The sequence below is a fragment of the Streptomyces sp. NPDC040410 genome (assembly GCF_055595715.1).
Map to the genome: position 1 here is coordinate 222,906 of NZ_JBVIVK010000014.1, position 17,827 is coordinate 240,732.

Here is a 17,827-nt window from a genome sequence, read left to right on the forward strand (position 1 = left end):
CTGCGGTCAGGAGTGAACTGCGTCAGGGCGGGGAGGGGGCGGCGTCACGTCTCCTTGGAACGGGTCTCTTCGACGTGCGCCCGCACCTGTTCCGGCGTCAGGTACGAGTCGGTGTACTCGAAGTCCTTCAGCTTCGCGGCCTTGCGGGCCTGGAAACCGGTGCGGACGAAATCGTCCCCCGCGATCGCGTTGAGCACCCAGTTCGTCAGCACTCGTGTCTTGGCGACGTTGGTGCGCAGCGCCGACCAGTGATAGCCGCGGGCCACGGCCTGGGCCGGCAGGCCGCGCAGCTCGATGCCGAGCGGCTTGGAGACGGCGTCCTTGCCGCCGAGGTCGACGACGAGGCCGAGGTCCTTGTGCACGTACGGAGTCGGCGGCTGGTTCCGCAGGGTCGCGATGACGTTGTCGGCGACGTGCCGGCCCTGGCGCATGGCGTGCTGTGCGGTGGGCGGGCAGACCGCGCCGTCCTCGCCCTTGGCCTCGTCCGGCACCGCCGCGGCGTCGCCGAGGGCGAAGACGCCGTCGTGACCCGGCAGGTTCATCTCGGCGTTCACCGCGAGCCGGCCCCGCACCGTCTCCGCGCCGAGCGTGGCGATGAGCGGACTCGCGACGACCCCGGCGGTCCAGATCAGGGTGCGGGTCGGCACCGCCCGCCCGTCGGTGAAGGTGACCTCCTCCGGGCCCGCCTTCGCGATGGAGACGCCGAGCGAGATCTCGATGCCGCGCCTGCGCAGGATCTCCTGTGCGCTGCGGCCGAGCTTGTCACCCAGCTCGGGCATCAGCTTCGGGGCGATGTCGATCAGGTGCCACTTGATCAGACCCGGGTCCAGGCGTGGGTAGCGCTTGACGGCGGCGTGTGTGAGGCGCTGCAGGCAGGCGGCGGTCTCCGTACCCGCGTAGCCGCCGCCGACCACCACGAACTGCAGGCGTGAGGCGCGCTCCACAGGGTCCTGGCTGGCGTCGGCGAGGTCGAGCTGCGAGATGACATGGTCGCGGATGTAGGCGGCCTCGGCGAGCGTCTTCATGCCGAACGCGTGGTCCGTGAGCCCCGGGATGTCGAAGGTGCGGGTGATGCTTCCGGGGGCCAGCACGATGTAGTCGTAGGGCTCGTCGACGATCTCGTCGGTGATCGTGCGTATGACGCAGACCTTGGCCTTCAGGTCCACTCCGATGGCACCGCCCGGAATGATGCGGGTGCGGTACTTCTTGCTGCGGCGCAGGGAGACGGCGATCGACTGCGGCGTCAGCACGCCGGAGGCGACCTGCGGCAGCAGCGGCAGGTAGAGCTGGTAGGCGAACGGCGTCACCAGCGTGACGTCTGCCTCGTCCGGGGAGAGTTTGCGTTCCAGCCGGCGAACGCACTCCACTCCGGAGAAGCCTGCGCCAACCACCAGGATCCTGGGTCGTGTCACGTTGTTCATCCCTTTCTGCGGCTCCAGGCGGTCTGCCTCTGACGCCGTTCGCCTGCCCGGGGATCGCTCGTTCGCACCTCATCGATCCCACCACGCCGCCGGCCGTCCCGCCTGCGCGGTGCGACACGCAGACGAACGCGTCGAGGACCACCATGCCCGCCGAGCCGCGGTTCCGCACCGGGGCGGACGCGATTACTCCGCCGCGGGCAACTCCGCGCTTCTACGACAACGCCGTCCGGGCCGCCCCGCCGTGGAGGTGGCACAGCAGCAGGCACACGTCGTCGTCGCGCTCGGAGTCGCTGAGCAGGGGGTTGAGGAGTCTGTCCGCCGAGCCGTCGAGGTCCTCGTCCAGGTCCGCCGAGCGGAACGATCCGAGCGCTGCCGCCAGGCGCCCGATGCCCGGGTCTATGCCCTGCGCACGCCGCTCGACCAGGCCGTCGGTGTACAGCGCCAGCGTCGAACCGGGGGACAGGCGCACGGTGTGGTCGGCGATCTCCTGCCGCAGCGGGATGCCGAGCATGGCGCCGGGCTTGGCGTCGAGCGTGCGCACCTGTCCGTCGGGGGTGCGCAGCACAGGAGGCGGATGGCCGGCGGCGGCCCAGGTCAGGGTGGAGTCCTCGGGGTGGAAGCGGGCGATGACAGCGGTGGCGTACAGATCGGGCTGCAGATGGTGCAGGAACACGTGCAGCCGGGTCAGCAGCCGGCCAGGGCTGCCGCCGTCGACCGCGTACGCCCGCAAAGCGGTGCGCAGCTGACTCATCATCACGGCCGCGTGCAGACCGTGCCCGGTGACGTCGCCGATGACGGTGATCAGGCTGCCGTCGGGCTGCCGGAAGGCGTCGTACCAGTCGCCGCCGATGTTGAGCCCGTGCGTGGCCGGCAGATAGCGGGCGGCCAGACACAGGCCCGGAGTGCTGGGCAGCTCCGTCAGGAGGGCGCGTTGCAGGGTCTCGGCGATGTCCCGGTTGTGTTCGAAGCGCCTGGCGTTGTCGATCGCGATGCTGGCCCGCCGGGTGAGCTCGACGAGCATGACGGCGTCGTCCGGGTCCCAGCGGTCGCCGGGCGGTGACAGGGTCAGCACGCCCAGCGGTGCGCGCCGGGTGAGCAGCGGCACGCACAACAAGGGCCGGGCCGGATCGAGCGCCGACGGCGGCTGGTCGTCCACGCCCGGCAGGCCGCCGGGATGGCCGGCGGCGTACTGCGGGCGCCCGGTGCGTGCCGCGACCACGGCGGCGGCCGGGCGGGGACCCGGGCGCTGTCTGTCGTCCTCGCCGTCGAACAGCCAGACGTCGACGCCGCGTGCGTACTCGGGCACGAGCAGCTCCGGCAGCCGGCGCACGATCTCGTCGCGATCGAGCGATGCCGTGAGCACGGCGCTCGCGTCCGCGAGGAACGTCAGCCGCCGACGGGCGCTCTCGGCCTCCTTGCGCGCCTCGCGCTCCGCGGCGAACGCCTCCCGCTGCGCCCGCCCGGCCGCGTCCAGGTCGGCGTGCAGCGCCAGCACGCCCTGGTTCGTCTGGTGCAGCTCCTCCCGGTGGAAGGCGACCAACTCCTCCTGTTCGGTGAGCTTCTCCAGCACCAGGGCGGTGTCCTCGTCGGCGCCCAGCAGGGCCTCCGCCAGAACATCGGGGTCCTCCGCCACCACGTCGTCGAGCGCGGTGGCCGCCGCGTCGGGGCAGCCGACCGCGGTCCGCCACGGCGGTGCGCCGGCCGCGCCCCCGCCGGCCGCAGGGGTCACCAGGAGGTGCAGAAGACGTTGCCCGGCGGCCGCCGCGGTCGTGTGCAGGGAGAGCAGCCAGGTGCCGCCCTTGGTGAGGCACTGCCGCAGATGCGCGCTGAGCGCGGTTGTCAGCCGGGTGCGGTCGAGAGCGGGCACACCGAACGCGGCGGCCAGCCGAGCGACGGCGATGCGGGCCCGTGCCGCGTCGGTGGCGGTGGTGATCCGCCAGCTGCGTGTCATGGCCGGTCCGTCGGGGTCGGGGCCAGCACGGCCACGGCGGTGTCGTCCCGCACCGGGCGGGCCGAGCTGCTGGCGTCACGTACCGTCACGGCGGCGATCACGGCCGGGTCGGCCGCCAGCAGACCTGCGTCGGACGGCGGCGTCCAGCGGCTGGGGAGGCCGTCGCTGTGCAGCACCAGCAGCCTGTCGGCCGCCCAGCGCGCCTGGTCCTCGCGCAGGGTCGCGGGACGGTGGACGCCGACGATGCCGGGCCGGGACAGCAGGGAACGCCAGCTGCCGCCCTCGCACAGCCGGGCTCCTATGTTCCCGATGCCGGCGAACCGCAGCAGGCCGGTGCGGGTCTCGATCTGGGCCAGGGCGACGGCCGCGCCCCTGGTGCCCTTGAGCGCCTCATCCAGGTGCCGCAGGGCCTCGGCGGGCGTGCGGTGGGCCGAGCGGCGCAGCGCCTCCACCGCCGCGGTCGACGCGCGGGCCGCCTCCGGACCGTGCCCGAGCCCGTCGGCCAGCATCAGGGTCAGGCGGTCGTCCGCCCGTACCCAGGCCCATGCGTCACCCGAGTACTCCGCCCCGGCGTAGGGGACGTTGACCCCGCCGGCTCGCACCGCGGCGGCCCGTGCCGAAGTGCCGGGGCGGACGGCACCGCCGATCCGGGCGAGCGCCACCGTCCCGCGGCCGGGCGTGCTGTGCAGACCGAAGTCGTCGGCGACCCGCCGACAGGTGCCCAGGCCCGCGCCGAGGGAGCGCGCCGTGGAGAAGCCGTCGCGCAGCGCGGCGGCGACGTCGGCCATGCCCGGGCCGTGGTCGATCGCGGCGATCTGCACACACGCCGCCGTGTCCCGGCCTGGGCCGGGCACCGGCGGCGCCACGGCGTCGATGAGGACCTGGCCGCCTCCGGCGTGCTTGAGCAGATTCGTGGCCAGCTCCGTCGCGACCAGTGCGGCCGCCGCGGTGCGTGGCTCGCCGAGCCCGGCCAGGGCGGCCGCACTCTCCGCCGCCACCCTGGCGTCGCGCACCCGGGTCGAGTCGTGGACGGGAACGTCCCAGAGGCGTGGCATCAGCGCTCCTCGCGTGGACGCGGCGGCACAGCCGCCCAGGAGACCACCGTGACGGTCGTTCCGGATCCGGGCGTGGTGTCGATCGCGAACTCGTGCACCAGACGCCGTGCGCCGCCCAGGCCCATTCCCAGCCCGTCGCCGGAGGTGTAGCCGTCGCTGAGCGCCCGGTCCAGGTCCGCGATGCCGGGTCCCTCGTCGCTGAAGGCCAGCCGCAGTCCCTGCGCGCGCCCGTTGTGCACGCCCGATGTCTCCACCTGACCGCCGCCGCCGTGCACGAGGGTGTTGCGGGCCAGCTCGCTGGCCGCGGTGACCAGCTTCGTCTGCTCCACCAGGCCGAAGCCGAGCCGGGCGGCCGCCTGCCGCACGTGCTGCCGCACCCACACCAGATCCATGTCCGAACGGATCGGCAGGCAGGAGGCCTCGACGCCCGAGGCTGTGTGCATCACGGACTCTCCTGGCGCAGGCCGCCTGGGCGGGACGTCGGGACGTGCTGCGTGACCAGGTCCATGGCAGCCTCGGCGCTGAGCGCGGTGCGCAGGCCCGGCAGCGTCAGGCCCAGTTCCACCAGCGTGATGGCGACCGCGGGCCGCATCCCGGCCACCACGGTCCGCGCCGCGAGGAGACTCGACTGGGCGGCGATCTCGGCCAGTACGCGCCCGAGGAAGGAGTCGACGACATCGACACCGGAGATGTCGATGACCACGCCGGTGACCCCGTTGCCCGCGATGGACTCGCTGATGTCCTGCTGGAGTTGCTGTGCCGTGCTGTCGTACAGATCCCCCTGAAGGGTGACCAGGAGGACGTCGCCGAGCCTGAGGACGGGCACGTGCCCCGCGGCGGGGCGGGAGAAGCCGTTGTTCACCGCGGACCCGAGCCGCCGGGCGCCGCGGTCACGATGTCCGCGCCCAGCTCGTGCAGCGCGTAGGCCAGGGCGTCGGCCAGGCTCGATCGGGTGACGACGGTTCCCAGGTCGAGGCCGAGGTGGACGATGGTCTGCGCGATGGCCGGACGGATGCCGGAGACGACGCACTCCGCGCCCATCAGACGCGCGGCGGCGACGGTCTTCATCAGGTGCTGGGCGACCAGGGAGTCGACCGTCGGCACCCCCGTGATGTCGAGGATGGCGAAGCGGGCGTGCTGGTCGACGACGGCCTCCAGGAGCGTCTCCATCACGACCTGGCTGCGGGCGCTGTCGAGCGTCCCGATCAGCGGGACGGCCACGATTCCGTCCCAGAGCTTGATGACCGGGGTGGCCACCTCCAGCAACTGCAGCCGCTGCCGCTCGATGAGGGCGTGTCCCTCGCTCAGCGCGGTGTCCAGAACGACCAGCCGCAGGGTCCCCATCAGCACGGTCAGGGCCGTCGTGCACTCCCTGAGCTCCTCGGCCGACGCGTTCGGCAGATCGGCGGCCAGCAGGTTCAGGACGGGCGGGCGCAGCGCGTCCACGTCGTTCGAGATCTGCGCGGTGGTGAAGCCCGCGCGGGCGCGGGCCGTGCCCATCCGTGCCAACTGTTCCCGCACCACGGTGAATCCGGAGGCATCCGGGTCCTGCACCCGGTCCTCGTCGGCCACTTGGGCCAGTGCGTCGATGACGACCTTGCCGGCTTCCACCGCCTCGTCCCGCGAGACGGTGAACACGGAGCGGAACAGGGGCTCGTCGGCCCACCGTTGGGCGATCTGCTCCCGGCGGCGGTGCAGAAACCCCCGGATCTCCCGTGCAGGCGCCCCGTGCTGTCCTGTCACTTCGTGCTCCGGCACCTGCTCACTCCTCGTTCGCATTGCGTTCCACCGAGCCCGCCTCGGCCGCGTACTGACTGAACAGCACTTCGCGGACCGCGGCCGGCAACTGATCCGGTGCCGCCGGGCGCAGGGCGCGCTCTGCGGCGGAGAGTCTTCTCACGATGTCGGTCACACCATTCCTTGTACTGCGGTGACGGCACCGGCGGGCCGCCCTTGTGGAGCGACGGGTCGCCGCCACGGGCCGCCGGGAACCGCGCTTGGGTCAGACTTCCCGCGGCTCGGCGGATTCCGGCTGCCTGGCGACGAGTTCGAGCGCGTCGTCGACGCTCTCCGACACCGGGACGGTGATGCTCACGCCCGTGAGCTCGAGGATCCGGCGCACGGCCGGTGTGGGGGCGATGATGTGCACGCTGCCCGGGATACCGCGGGCCTCCTGGTAGACCCGGAGGATGATGTTCATGCCCGACGAGTCCATGAAGGGGACGGCGGACAGATCGAGCAGGAAGTGCCGTCGGCCGTGGTGGAGCTGGTTGGCCAGGTGGTGCTGGAACTCGGTCGCCGTGTCGACGTCCAAATAGCCCTCCACCGTGACCAGGGCCACGTCCTCCCGGGGCAGGGCGACCTCGACGGACAAAGGGTTCTGGGCATTGGACACGCGTACCTCCCACAAGTGCTGACGGCCAGGGCTGGTTACCCCTGTGAGCGACTTCGATGCACACCGCTTCCGGCAGTGATCCGTGATCAAGCTCTCATCGGTCCCTCCTGTCGCCTGCGGGCCCGGCTCCTGGCACCGCGCCCCCGCGATTACCCCCGAACAGGCGCGTCATGCGTGCCATCCGAGAAGATCCTTCGTCCTGGCGGACACGACTGGCGTCGAGCCGCCCCGAATGCGGGTGCGGGAGGCGGGTAATCGCTGCTGTGGAACACCGGGAGGGAGGAGCAGCGTGACGCTTGACAGAATCTGGTCGTACGCCTCGGACAGTGGTCACGTGGAGGGGCAGGACCTGACGGGCTGCACCGTGGCCGCGACCGACGGTGTCATCGGCCATGTGGACCGGCAGGCCGACCACTTCGGAATGCGGCACCTGGTCGTCGACACGGGCGTGTGGGTCTTCGGCCGGAGCGTTCTGGTCCCGGTCGGTGTCGTCACGGGCATCGACGCCGAGGGCCGGAAGATAACCCTGGCGTGCACCAGAGGAGAGGTGAAGACGGCGCCCCGCTTCCGCACGGACAGCGAGACCATGGACCGGTCCTATCTGGCGAGTGTCGGGGACTACTACCGGCGACTGCCGCCGCGCGAGGCGACCGCCATGTGATCAGGGGCGCACGGAAGGGCAGTTCGAGGTGACGGAAGGGTGAGAGGGGCGGGCCCGCGCTCCCGCCCGGACACCGACGGTGCCCAGCGTTGACAGCACGTCCGTGGCACGCGCCCACGCGCGCGGTCGGTCGTGCACGACACGGGCGGGATGCGGCAGGGGGCTGGACTCACCAGGGCAGGAAGACGTGGATGTCCTTGCCGCTGTCGTTCGTGACGACGCTGACCTGGTCGCACAGTGTGTGGATCAGATGCCAGCCGATGCCGCCGCCACCCTGGCTGGGGTGGAAGGGGCGGGGCGCCGGCGGCGTGGTGCTGGTGTCGTGCATGACGACGTGGACGCCGTCGAACGTCCGGCGCATGCGCAGCTCGAAGGGCCCCGGGGCGTACTGCACCGCGTTCGCGGCAAGCTCTGTGACCACCAGGAGGATGTCGTCCCAGTACTCGGGGGTGGCCGGCGGTGCGGCGTGCGCGAGATCACGGAGAAAACTCTCCGCCTCAAGCCGCGCACCCGTCACATTGCACAGCTCACCCGCGAAGCGCGTGGTGCGCATCGGGATCTCCTCGGAAGCCAGTGTGTCGTCCCAGTGCGGCTCGGTTGCCATCGTGCCTTCCCGGCCCGGCCTCAGCAGGGCTGTCGTCCCTTCTCCTGTGTCTCTACGGTTGACGAGTTCCCAGGCCCACGGAGCCTACGCGCCTGCGCGGCCCGATCCGGGGCAGACGGATCCCGCAAGCGAAGCGACCGGAGGGGGTTTCGTGGGCCGTGCCGGCCCTGCACCTCGCGGAAGTGAGCGGCGCCCGGACCGTCCGTGGGCGCAGGCGCTGAGTTCCAGCACTCACCGGAACACGTTGTCGCAGTCGTCCCAGTTCGACAGCTCGTCCGGCTCGTGCTGGCGCGGGGGGCGGGAGCGGGCGTGGTACATCGCGTCGATCTCGAACGCGTAGTGCTGCGCTATGGCGTCCCGGCGCAGCTTCATCGAGGGCGTGAGCAACCCGTTGGACAGACCGAACGGTTCGGGAAGCACACGGAACACGCGGATGGACTCCGAGCGCGACACGGCACTGTTGGCAGCGGCCACGGCGCGCGCGATCTCCTCCCGCAGCGCGTTCTCCTCCCGCGCCTCCCGCGCGGAGGCGTCGCTCTGCGCCGCCAGGGACCGGCGCCAGTGCGCCAGGAACTCCGGATCCAGGGTGATCAGCGCGCCCACGCAGGGCCGGTTGTCGCCCACCACCACCGCCTGGTGCACCAGCGGATGCATCCGCAGCCGCTGTTCCAGTGCGGCCGGGGCCACGCTCTTGCCGCTGCTGGTGATGATGATCTCCTTCTTGCGGCCGGTGATCGTCAGATACCCCTCGGAGTCCAGCCGCCCGATGTCACCGGTGGCCAGCCAGCCGCCGTGCAGGGCGGCCCGAGTCCCCGCGTCGTCGTTGATGTAGCCCTGGAACACCGACGGCCCGCGCACCAGGATCTCCCCGTCGTCGGCCACCTGGATCTCCGTGCCCGGCAGGGCCTGCCCGACGGTCCCGGACTTCTCCCGGCCCAGCGGCTGCATGGTGACTCCGCCGCAGGTCTCGGTCAGCCCGTATCCGTCGTGCACATAGATGCCGATGCCCTCGTAGAAGAGGGACAGGTCGCGGCTGAGGGGTGAGCCGCCTGACGTGGCACGGCGTGCTCTGCCGCCCAGCGCGCCGCGCAGTCTGCGGTACACCGTCCGCTCGTACAGCGCGTGCTGCAGCCGTAGATCGAGACCGGGCCCCGGTCCCAGGCCCAGCCGCTGCCGCTCGGTGGCCGCGGCGAAGTCCCGCGCCGTCTCGGCGGCCCGCTCGAACAGTGCGCCGCGGCCGGTCTGCTGGGCGGTCCGCAGGAAGTTCTTGTAGATCTTCTCGAAGACCGACGGTACGGCGTAGAAGTAAGTGGGGCGGAACGAGCGCAGGGCCGACGACAGTGCCTTCTCGCTCAGGTCGGGTTCGTGGGCCATGAGCAGACCGGCGCGCATGCACAGGCCCTGGATCATGAGTCCGTAGACGTGGGAGAAGGGCAGGAAGGCGAGGACCGAGCCCTGTTGGCCCGGCGGCGCCGCCGTGTGGCCCCAGCCCTCGATCAGCGTGTCGCAGGGACTCGCCAGACCGCGGTGGCTCAGCGCGCACCCCAGGGGGTGCCCCGAGGTGCCGGAGGTGTAGGCGACGACCGCGGTGGAGTCCGGCAGCACGATGCGGCGCAGCGAGTCGACCGTGGTGAGCGGGATGAACCGGCCCCGCTCCACCAGCTGGTCGAGCGACCCCGCGTCCAGTTGCCAGACATGGCACAGCCGCGACAGCGTGGCGCACACGGAGCCGACGGTCATGACCGCCTGCTCGTCCTCTACGACCACGGCGACACAGCCGGCGTCCCGCAGGATCCACTCGACCTGGTCGCGCGAGGACGTCGGATGGACCGGGACGACCTCGGCGCCGACCGCCCACAGGGCGTAGCTGAGCACCGTCCACTCGTAACGGGTCCGCGCCATGATGGCCACGCGGCTGCCCGGTGAGATTCCCGACGCGATCAGCCCCTTGGCGAGATCCACCACTTCGTCCCGCAGTTCTACGGCGGTGATCTCCTCCCAGGCGGCGGAGGAGCCCTCGGGGCGGTGCGCGAGCAACGGGCGGGTGGGGTCGAGGGCCGCCGTCTCGAAGAGGCTGTCGGCGAGCCCGCCGGTCAGGTGCGGGGCGGTCGGGGGAGCGAGGGCGAAGTCGCGCATGCGCTGCTCCTGACGAGTACGGGGTGTGACGCGGCCGATGAGTACGGTTATCGGCGGTGCCCGAATCTAGCCCAGGAGAGACCGGTCGGTGCCAGGAACGGAGAAGTAGTGTCCGGTCCTTGATGATCGCGAGGCCTTCGGGGGACCCGGGAACGCGCGCCCTGGTGAGGTGCCCCGTGCTGTTGGTGCGCGGAGCATCTCACGCCTGCGTCTGGCGCACGCACTCGGTGACGACGTCGCGCAGACTGCCGGTGCGCTCCATCAGCTCGCGCTGCACACGCGCGCCGTTGCCGCGGCGCAGCAGCTCTGCGAAGGCCTCCTGGGCACGGTCGAGATCGCCGCTCTCGGCGAGGGCCTCCCCGACGTGGTCCAGCAGGGCGCGCACCACGATCTCCGCCGGCATGCGCCGCATGGTCGCGGGGTGGAGCAGTTCCTCGGTCAGACCGAAGCGGGCGGCCCGCCAGGCGGCCAGCCGCAGCAGACTCACGCTGTGCTCCAGGGGCCGCACGCCCGCCCGCCACTCGCGCGCCGCGGTCTCGACCAGGCCCCGTGCCAGGGTGGCGACGAGTACGGCGGTGTCCGCGTGCAAACAGACGTCCGCGACACGGATCTCCACCGTCGGGTACCGCCGGGACAGCCGGGCGTCGAAGTAGATCATCCCCTCGTCGAGGATCACGCCGGTGGCCACCATGCCCGCGACCCGCCGGTGGTAGCGCTCGGCCGACCGGAAGGGCTCGGTCGGACCTGCCGACGGCCACCTCTGCCACACCCGGCTGCGGTAGCTGCTGTAACTGGTGTCCTTGCCCTGCCAGTAGGGGGAATTGGCGCTCAGCGCGGACAGCACGGACAGCCACGGCTCGATCCGGTCGAGAACGGCGACGCCCTCCTCGTCGGACTCGACGGACACATGGACGTGACAGCCGAGGACGAGCTGTTCCTGCGTGGCTATGCCGTACTGCTCCTCCATCCACTGGTAGCGGCGGCCCACGCCGACGGAGGGGCTGACGGGCAGTGGCGAGGTGGCGAGCGCGGCGACGGTGCAGCCGATCTCCCCGGCGTGCCGTGCGGCCTCCTTGCGGCAGCGGACGATCTCCGCGCGCAGCTCACTCATGCCCGACTGCGGGTGAGTCGCGAACTCGAGCATCTGGTTGTGCAGTTCCTTCTCGAAGACGGCCTGGTCCGCTCCGTCCTGGGCGGCACGTGCGAGCACTGCGGAGGACAGCGCCTGCGGCTCTCCGGTCCCCGGATCGACCAGGAGGAGTTCCTCCTCCACTCCGACGGTGCGCACGTGATGCAGCCCTTCTGTGACCCCGCCGGCGGCGACGAGGATGGCCCGGTCGTACGTCTCCGACTGCCCCTCGAAGGGCATGCGGACACCTGGTGCCGCCGCCAGGCGTCACCGGGGCATCGGTGTCAGCCAGACCGTGGCGAGAGGGGGCAGGGTCAGGCGGATGTGGTCGTCCTCCGGTTTGACGGGGTCGGGGTGGGTGATGTCGCTGCCGCCGTAGCGTGCCGCGTCGGTGTTGAGCGCTTCGTACCAGGCGACGACGGAGCCGGGGACCCACAGGCGGTAGTCGTGGCGGACGACCGGGGAGAGGTTGGAGACCGCGAGCAGCGGGGTGCCTTCGCCGTCGTACCTGAGGAAGGCGAAGACGTTGTCCTCGGTGGCGTCCCCGGCCACCCACTGGAAGCCGCCGGGGTCGGAGTCCCGCTGCCACAGCGCCGGAGTGCCGCGGTAGACGGTGTTGAGGTCACGGACCAGGTCCCTGACCCCGCGGTGGTCGGCCTCCGCCCCGTACGCGGGGTCGAGCAGCCACCAGTCGGGCCCGGTCGCCTCGCACCACTCGGAGCCCTGGGCGAACTCCTGGCCCATGAACAGCAGCTGTTTGCCGGGGTGGGCCCACATGAACCCCAGATACGCGCGGTGGTTGGCGCGTCGCTGCCACCAGTCGCCGGGCATCTTCGACACCAGCGCCTGTTTGCCGTGGACGACCTCGTCGTGGGAGATCGGCAGCACGTAGTTCTCGCTGTAGGCGTAGATCATCGAGAACGTCATCTCGTGGTGGTGGTACTTGCGGTGCACCGGCTCATGGCTGATGTACTGCAGCGAGTCGTGCATCCAGCCCATGTTCCACTTCAGGCCGAAGCCGAGCCCGCCGCTGTCCGTGGGCCGCGTCACCCCGTCCCAGGCGGTGGACTCCTCGGCGATCGTCACCACGCCCGGCGCCCGCCGGTAGACGGTCGCGTTCATCTCCTGCAGGAACGCCACCGCGTCCAGGTCCTCGCGGCCGCCGTACACATTGGGCGCCCACTGGCCGGAGTCACGCGAGTAGTCGAGGTAGAGCATCGAGGCGACGGCGTCCACCCGAAGGCCGTCGATGTGGAACTCCTCGCACCAGTAGACGGCGTTCGCCACGAGGAAGTTGCGTACCTCGATGCGCCCGAAGTCGAACTCGTACGTGCCCCAGTCGGGGTGCTCGGCGCGGCGCGCGTCCCCCGGCTCGTACAGCGGGTCGCCGTCGAACCGGGCCAGTGCCCAGTCGTCCTTCGGGAAGTGGGCCGGCACCCAGTCCATGATCACGCCGATACCGGCCTGGTGCAGGGCGTCGACCAGGTACCTGAAGTCGTCGGGGGTGCCGAGGCGGGCGGTCGGGGCGTAGAAGCCGGTGACCTGGTAGCCCCAGGAGCCGCCGAAGGGATGCTCGGCGACCGGCATCAGCTCCACGTGGGTGAAGCCGAGGTCCTTCACATACGCGGGCAGCTGCTCGGCGAGTTGCCGGTACGTCAGACCGGGCCGCCAGGACGGGAGGTGAACCTCGTACACCGAGAACGGAGCCTCGTGCACCGGCACGTCCGCGCGCCGGGCCAGCCACTCGGCGTCCCCCCACTCGTGGTGCGAGGCGGTCACGACGGACGCCGTGGCGGGCGGTTCCTCCGTGCTGCGGGCCATCGGGTCGGCCTTGAGGAACCGGCCGCCGTAGCGGGAGGTGATCTCGAACTTGTACCGGGCGCCCTCGCCGATGCCCGGCAGGAACAGCTCCCACACGCCGGACGAACCGAGGGACCGCATCGGGAACGCCGTCCCGTCCCAGAAGGTGAAGTCCCCGGCGACCCTGACTCCCTGCGCGTTGGGCGCCCACACCGTGAAGCGGGTGCCGGTCACGCCCTGGTGGGTCATCGGCTCGGCACCGAGCGCCTTCCACAGCTGCTCGTGCCGGCCCTCGCTCACCAGGTGGAGGTCGAGCTCACCGAGGGCGGGCAGAAAGCGGTACGGGTCGTGCACCTCGTGCTCTCCGCCCGGATACGCCACCACCAGCGTGTACGCGGGGACCGCGTCGAGCGGCAGCACGCCGGAGAAGAGACCGTCCCCTTCGGAGACCAGCGCGCTGCGCTCCCCGTGCACCACGACGCTCACGGCACGTGCCCACGGGCGCAGGGCCCGGAAGGCGATCCCGCCGGGGACCGGATGGGCGCCGAGCAGGGCGTGCGGGTCGTGGTGGGCGCCAGACAGGAGCCGCGCACGGTCGGCCGGGTCAAGGGGAGGGGCACTCCCGCGTGGACGAGGTCCGGACGAAGGCGGACCTGAGGGCTCGGGCAGCGAAGTGTCGCGCAGGGCCACGGCTTCAGTCTCCTCTCACGGCGAGACGCTCGATCGCCGCCATCGGTACGGGGAGCCAGTCGGGTCGGTGCCGGGCCTCGTACAGGACTTCGTACACGGCCCGGTCCGTCTCGTAGGCCCGTAGCAGACCGTGCTTCTTACGGGGATCCCAGCCGGCACGGGACGCGTAGCCCGCGCAGTAGGCCTCCCGGCAGCGGCGGGCCCACTCGGGACGCCAGGGGCGGCGCTGGCGGGCCGCGTAGTCGAAGGAGCGCAGCATGCCGGCGATGTCACGCACCGGGGACTGGGCGCTGCACCGTTCTGCCAGCGGCTTGGACGGCTCGCCCTCGAAGTCGATGACGAACCACTCCCGGCCGGCCCGCAGGACCTGCCCCAGGTGCAGGTCGCCGTGGATGCGCTGGGCGGGCGGACCGGGGTCGCAGCCCGCGAGCGCGGTGAAGGCGGAGTGCAGCCCGGGCGCGTACGGCCGCAGGGCGGGCACCGCCTGGGCGGCGGCGTCCAGACGCTCGCTCATCGCCGCCGCCGTCAGGCCGTTCTCGCCCCGGGCCCCGGCCGGGAACGCCGAGGCCAGCGCGAGGTGCACCTCTGCCGTCGCCTGCCCCAGCTCGTGTGCCTGCGGGGTGAAGTCGTGCCCTGTGCCGAGTGCGCGCAGCGCCAGCGTCCAGCCGTCGGACGCGTCGGGTAGGTAGCGCTGCAGGACGCCGAGGGTCGCCTCCTGCGGGTGGGCCGTCCGGAACCAGGCGACGGGGGCGGGGACCCGGCGGCAACCCTGCCCGGCCAGAGCCTCCGGCACCTCCAGATCGGGGTTGACGCCGGGCTGGACGCGCCGGAACACCTTGAGGATGAACTCGTCGCCGTACACCAGCGAGGAGTTGGACTGTTCGGCGTCCAGCACACGCGGCGCGAGACCCCCGGGCACCGGCACGTGCGGGTCGCGCTCGAAGCACAGCGGGCCCACCGTACCGGGGTGCCGCAGCCGGTCCAGGAGCAGTTGAGCCGAACGGGGGTCCTGCAGCGCGTCGTAGACCGCCAGACCGGCCAGCGGGCCCTCCTGCGGACGCCCGACGAGGGCCCGCGCCAGGCGTGGCGACAGGTGCTCCCGTACACCGAGCAGCAGCTGGTAGCAGTCGCCGGCGGGGCCGCCGCCGGGGGGCCGGACCCCCGTGTGACCGGCGTGGACCAGCAGATGCAGACAGCCCGGGTACAGCTCGGTCATGGACAGCAGGCCGAGCTCCGTGACGGGCCGGTCCTTGCCCGCGAACCAGCGCTGCCGCGGCAGCCACTCGCGCAGCAGTCCGCCGAGCGAGGCCATGGGGTCGGCGACGACCCTGACTCTGGGGCGCAGCGATGCGGTCTTCGGCATGGTGACGCGTCCTTTCCTCGGCACACGCTCAATGACGTCGGCCGATGCGGGATGCGACTCGGGAGAGCCGGAACCAGTAGAAGCCGTGGCCCGCGAGGGTCAGGAGGTAGGGCAGTTCACCGATGGCCGGGAAGCGGACCCCGCCGATGAGCTCGACCGGGTGCCGCCCGTCGTATGCCCGCAGATCGAGCTCGGTGGGCTGGGCGAACCGGGAGAAGTTGTTGACACACAGGACGAGATCGTCCTCGTACTCGCGCAGGAATGCCAGCACCGCCGGGTTGGAGGACTGGAGTTCCGTGTACGAGCCGAGTCCGAAGGCGTGGTTCTGCTTGCGGATCTCGATCATGCGGCGTGTCCAGTGCAGCAGCGACGAGGGCGACGACATGGACGCCTCGACGTTGGTGACCTGGTAGCCGTAGACGGGGTCCATGATGGTCGGCAGGTAGAGCCGGCCGGGGTCACAGGACGAGAAGCCGGCGTTGCGGTCCGGCGTCCACTGCATCGGTGTGCGGACGGCGTCGCGGTCGCCGAGCCAGATGTTGTCGCCCATGCCGATCTCGTCGCCGTAGTAGAGGATCGGCGAGCCGGGCAGGGACAGCAGCAGCGCGGTGAACAGCTCGATCTGGTTCTCGTCGTTGTCGAGGAGGGGGGCGAGGCGGCGGCGGATGCCGATGTTGGCGCGCATGCGGGGGTCCTTGGCGTACTCGGCCCACATGTAGTCGCGTTCCTCGTCGGTGACCATCTCCAGGGTCAGCTCGTCGTGGTTGCGCAGGAAGATGCCCCACTGGCAGTTGGAGGGGATCGCCGGGGTCTTGGCGAGGATCTCCGATACCGGGTAGCGGGACTCGCGGCGCACGGCCATGAAGATCCGCGGCATGACGGGGAAGTGGAACGCCATGTGGCACTCGTCGCCGCCGCCCCGGTAGTCGCCGAAGTAGTCGACCACGTCCTCCGGCCACTGGTTCGCCTCCGCCAGCAGCACCGTGTCCGGATACATCGCGTCGATCTCGCGGCGTACGCGTTTCAGGAACTCGTGTGTGGCGGGCAGGTTCTCGCAGTTGGTGCCCTCCTGCGCGTACAGGTAGGGCACGGCATCGAGCCGGAAGCCGTCGATGCCCAGGTCCAGCCAGAAGCGGAGGGCGGCCAGGATCTCCTCCTGCACCGCCGGGCTCTCGTAGTTGAGGTCGGGCTGGTGGGAGAAGAAGCGGTGGAAGAAGTACTGCTGGCGGACCGGGTCGAAGGTCCAGTTGGACGCCTCGGTGTCGACGAAGATGATCCGCGCGTCGGCGTACTGCTTGTCGTCGTCGGCCCACATGTAGTAGTCGCCGTAGGGCCCGTCGGGGTCGTTGCGCGACTCCTGGAACCACGGGTGCTGGTCGCTGGTGTGGTTCATGACGAAGTCGATGATCACGCGCATGCCGCGCTGGTGTGCGGCGTCGACGAACTCCACGAAGTCGGCCAGGTCGCCGAACTCCGGCAGGACGGCCGTGTAGTCGGAGACGTCGTAGCCGCCGTCGCGCAGGGGCGACTTGAAGAAGGGCGGCAGCCACAGACAGTCGACGCCCAGCCACTGCAGGTAGTCGAGCTTGGCGGTCAGGCCCTTGAGGTCGCCGACACCGTCGCCGTCGCTGTCCTGGAAGGAGCGGACGAGGACCTCGTAGAAGACGGCGCGCTTGAACCACTCCGGGTCCCGGTCCTTGGCGGGGGTGTCCTCGAAGGTGTCCGGGACGGGCTCGTTGACGGTCATGACGCTCGTGACCCTCCTGTCTGCGGCGAGGCGGACGATCCCTGGACGTGGAGCAGGTGCGCGGGTGCCCGGCCGGGCTCCAGCCGCACGTAGTTGTTCCTGCCCCAGCGGTAGGTCTCATCCGTCAGTTCGTCGTGCACGGACATGGATGCGTGCCAGTCCAGGCCGAGATGCGGCATGTCCAACGAGACCGTGCCCTCCTGGGTGTGGTGCGGGTCGAGGTTGGCCACCACCAGGACCGTGTCCGCGCCCTCGCGCTTGCTGTACGCGATCAGCGCGTCGTTGTCGGTGTGGTGGAAGCGGATGTTCCTGAGCCTCTGCAGGGCGGGGTGGCGCCGACGGCTCGTGTTGAGTTTGGTGATGAGGGGGGTGAGGGTGCCTCCCTCGCGTTCGGCGGTCTCCCAGTCGCGGGGTTTGAGCTGGTACTTCTCCGAGTCGAGGTACTCCTCGCCGCCCTCGCGCAGCGGGGTGTTCTCGCACAGCTCGAAGCCGCTGTAGACGCCCCAGGCCGGGGAGAGGGTGGCGGCCAGCACCGCGCGCACCTCGAAGGCGGGCCGGCCGCCGCGCTGCAGGAACTCGTGGAGGATGTCGGGGGTGTTCACGAAGAAGTTGGGCCGCATGTAGGCGGCCGCCTCCCCGGTCAGCTCGGTCAGGTACTCGGTCAGCTCGGGCTTGCTGTTGCGCCAGGTGAAGTAGGTGTACGACTGCTGGAAACCGATCTGGGCCAGGGTGTGCATCATCGCCGGCCGGGTGAACGCCTCCGCCAGGAAGATCACGTCCGGGTCGGTGCGGTTGATGTCCGCGATCACCCGCTCCCAGAACACCACCGGCTTGGTGTGCGGATTGTCCACCCGGAAGATCCGCACCCCGTGGTC

16 protein-coding genes are annotated in these 17,827 nt (G+C 71.1%); 1 reads left to right on the forward strand and 15 read right to left on the reverse strand.

Annotated elements, in window-relative coordinates; all coding sequences use genetic code 11:
• Window positions 1-44: 44 nt before the first annotated feature.
• From ACZ562_RS26735 to ACZ562_RS26770, 8 genes are all read right to left on the reverse strand, one after another.
• Window positions 45-1,421: an NAD(P)/FAD-dependent oxidoreductase gene (locus ACZ562_RS26735; protein WP_471183857.1), complete on the reverse strand. Its 1,377-nt coding sequence runs from the start codon at window positions 1,419-1,421 to the stop codon at window positions 45-47.
• 211 nt (window positions 1,422-1,632) lie between these two features.
• Entirely contained in the window at window positions 1,633-3,372 is a 1,740-nt protein-coding gene (locus ACZ562_RS26740; RefSeq protein ID WP_471183860.1) for a PP2C family protein-serine/threonine phosphatase, read from the reverse strand.
• On the reverse strand, window positions 3,369-4,427 hold the full coding sequence (locus ACZ562_RS26745; RefSeq protein WP_471183862.1) for an ATP-binding SpoIIE family protein phosphatase: 1,059 nt from the start codon (window positions 4,425-4,427) through the stop codon (window positions 3,369-3,371). Before ACZ562_RS26745 ends, ACZ562_RS26740 begins: the two co-directional genes overlap by 4 nt.
• Window positions 4,427-4,870: an anti-sigma regulatory factor gene (locus ACZ562_RS26750; RefSeq protein WP_471183928.1), complete on the reverse strand. Its 444-nt coding sequence runs from the start codon at window positions 4,868-4,870 to the stop codon at window positions 4,427-4,429. The genes ACZ562_RS26745 and ACZ562_RS26750 overlap by 1 nt, the downstream gene beginning before the upstream one ends.
• Window positions 4,870-5,289, reverse strand: a complete 420-nt coding sequence (locus tag ACZ562_RS26755) for an STAS domain-containing protein (protein ID WP_471183865.1) — start codon at window positions 5,287-5,289, stop codon at window positions 4,870-4,872. The genes ACZ562_RS26750 and ACZ562_RS26755 overlap by 1 nt, the downstream gene beginning before the upstream one ends.
• Window positions 5,286-6,185 carry an STAS domain-containing protein gene (locus tag ACZ562_RS26760; RefSeq protein WP_471183867.1) on the reverse strand — a complete coding sequence of 300 codons (900 nt, stop codon included), beginning with the start codon at window positions 6,183-6,185 and terminating at the stop codon, window positions 5,286-5,288. Before ACZ562_RS26760 ends, ACZ562_RS26755 begins: the two co-directional genes overlap by 4 nt.
• Before the next feature lie 4 nt (window positions 6,186-6,189).
• Complete coding sequence (locus ACZ562_RS26765; RefSeq protein ID WP_471183870.1) at window positions 6,190-6,339, reverse strand: hypothetical protein; 150 nt, start codon at window positions 6,337-6,339, stop codon at window positions 6,190-6,192.
• A gap of 90 nt (window positions 6,340-6,429) precedes the next feature.
• Entirely contained in the window at window positions 6,430-6,822 is a 393-nt protein-coding gene (locus tag ACZ562_RS26770) for an STAS domain-containing protein (protein ID WP_471183872.1), read from the reverse strand.
• Window positions 6,823-7,111: 289 nt separating this feature from the next.
• Between ACZ562_RS26770 and ACZ562_RS26775 the strand changes: the two genes are divergently transcribed.
• A complete protein-coding gene (locus ACZ562_RS26775) occupies window positions 7,112-7,483 on the forward strand; it encodes a PRC-barrel domain containing protein (RefSeq protein ID WP_471183874.1) in 372 nt (123 codons plus the stop codon).
• A 169-nt stretch (window positions 7,484-7,652) separates the two neighbouring features.
• Here the strand turns inward: ACZ562_RS26775 and ACZ562_RS26780 are convergent, their stop codons facing one another.
• The 7 genes from ACZ562_RS26780 to ACZ562_RS26810 all read right to left on the reverse strand — a co-directional run.
• Window positions 7,653-8,087, reverse strand: coding sequence for an ATP-binding protein (locus ACZ562_RS26780; RefSeq protein ID WP_471183877.1), 435 nt, complete (start codon window positions 8,085-8,087; stop codon window positions 7,653-7,655).
• 231 nt (window positions 8,088-8,318) lie between these two features.
• Window positions 8,319-10,223, reverse strand: a complete 1,905-nt coding sequence (locus ACZ562_RS26785) for an AMP-dependent synthetase/ligase (RefSeq protein WP_471183879.1) — start codon at window positions 10,221-10,223, stop codon at window positions 8,319-8,321.
• 199 nt (window positions 10,224-10,422) lie between these two features.
• The gene (locus tag ACZ562_RS26790) at window positions 10,423-11,511 is read right to left on the reverse strand and encodes a glutamate--cysteine ligase 2 (RefSeq protein WP_471183930.1); all 1,089 of its coding nucleotides are present in this window, start codon (window positions 11,509-11,511) and stop codon (window positions 10,423-10,425) included.
• A 108-nt stretch (window positions 11,512-11,619) separates the two neighbouring features.
• Window positions 11,620-13,842, reverse strand: a complete 2,223-nt coding sequence (glgB, locus tag ACZ562_RS26795) for a 1,4-alpha-glucan branching enzyme (RefSeq protein ID WP_471183881.1) — start codon at window positions 13,840-13,842, stop codon at window positions 11,620-11,622.
• A gap of 4 nt (window positions 13,843-13,846) precedes the next feature.
• Window positions 13,847-15,205, reverse strand: coding sequence for a maltokinase N-terminal cap-like domain-containing protein (locus ACZ562_RS26800; protein ID WP_471183884.1), 1,359 nt, complete (start codon window positions 15,203-15,205; stop codon window positions 13,847-13,849).
• A gap of 28 nt (window positions 15,206-15,233) precedes the next feature.
• Window positions 15,234-16,952: a maltose alpha-D-glucosyltransferase gene (treS, locus tag ACZ562_RS26805; RefSeq protein ID WP_471183886.1), complete on the reverse strand. Its 1,719-nt coding sequence runs from the start codon at window positions 16,950-16,952 to the stop codon at window positions 15,234-15,236.
• Window positions 16,949-17,827 (reverse strand): alpha-amylase family glycosyl hydrolase (locus ACZ562_RS26810; protein ID WP_471183889.1); only part of this gene is annotated, 879 nt, incomplete at its 5' end. The genes treS and ACZ562_RS26810, both read right to left, overlap by 4 nt.

What these genes read in the sequence shown, in the direction of transcription:
- ACZ562_RS26800 (WP_471183884.1), bottom strand. Translation starts at nt 15,205, where the DNA reads ATGCCGAAGACCGCATCGCTGCGCCCCAGAGTCAGGGTCGTCGCCGAC.
- ACZ562_RS26785 (WP_471183879.1), bottom strand. Translation starts at nt 10,223, where the DNA reads ATGCGCGACTTCGCCCTCGCTCCCCCGACCGCCCCGCACCTGACCGGC.
- ACZ562_RS26780 (WP_471183877.1), bottom strand. Translation starts at nt 8,087, where the DNA reads ATGGCAACCGAGCCGCACTGGGACGACACACTGGCTTCCGAGGAGATC.
- ACZ562_RS26740 (WP_471183860.1), bottom strand. Translation starts at nt 3,372, where the DNA reads ATGACACGCAGCTGGCGGATCACCACCGCCACCGACGCGGCACGGGCC.
- ACZ562_RS26735 (WP_471183857.1), bottom strand. Translation starts at nt 1,421, where the DNA reads ATGAACAACGTGACACGACCCAGGATCCTGGTGGTTGGCGCAGGCTTC.
- ACZ562_RS26750 (WP_471183928.1), bottom strand. Translation starts at nt 4,870, where the DNA reads ATGCACACAGCCTCGGGCGTCGAGGCCTCCTGCCTGCCGATCCGTTCG.
- treS (WP_471183886.1), bottom strand. Translation starts at nt 16,952, where the DNA reads ATGACCGTCAACGAGCCCGTCCCGGACACCTTCGAGGACACCCCCGCC.
- ACZ562_RS26745 (WP_471183862.1), bottom strand. Translation starts at nt 4,427, where the DNA reads ATGCCACGCCTCTGGGACGTTCCCGTCCACGACTCGACCCGGGTGCGC.